The organism is Agromyces sp. P2_B3 (assembly GCF_056404815.1).
On record NZ_JBFUDH010000001.1, the window covers coordinates 540,623 to 541,150 of the forward strand.

Below are 528 nucleotides of genomic sequence, written 5' to 3' on the forward strand. Positions count from 1 at the left end.
GGCATCCGCTCGTTTTGGTCGTCGCCGCGATGTCGTCTAAGATCGTCCTCGGTACCGTGTCCGAGCGGCCGAAGGTGCAACTCTCGAAAAGTTGTGTGCGTGAAAGCGCACCGTGGGTTCAAATCCCACCGGTACCGCCACCAGATCCCCCGGAGTCGTTGAGACTCCGGGGGATTTTCGCATCGTCGGCGGCGGTGCATCCGGGCGGAACGACCGACATGCAGGACGCGGCATGCGTCGGAATCGCTCCACGCATCGGTCGTTCGGCGACCCGAGCTGGCCCCCGAACTGGGGCGCGGTCTGCGCGTCCGAACCGCGTGGCGGTCATTGACGCTGGCCTCAGGCCGGGCGTACTGTCCTCGACTGAGCCTTCTCAACCCGGCGCAGGAACGATGGCTGTTCCAGCGCATCCCCGGAGGAAGTTCGACGTACTGCACGCAGGTCACCGCATCCGCGGCGACAGGAACGGCAGGCGCTTTCGCCTGCTCGCCTCCACTGACGTACGACCGAACCACGGGGAACGGACGC

At 65.9% G+C, this 528-nt stretch carries 1 tRNA gene; it reads left to right on the plus strand.

Annotated features, from left to right (window positions below):
- Positions 1–50: 50 nt before the first annotated feature.
- Positions 51–140, plus strand: a tRNA-Ser gene (locus tag AC1DZA_RS02495).
- The last annotated feature ends 388 nt before the right edge of the window (positions 141–528 follow it).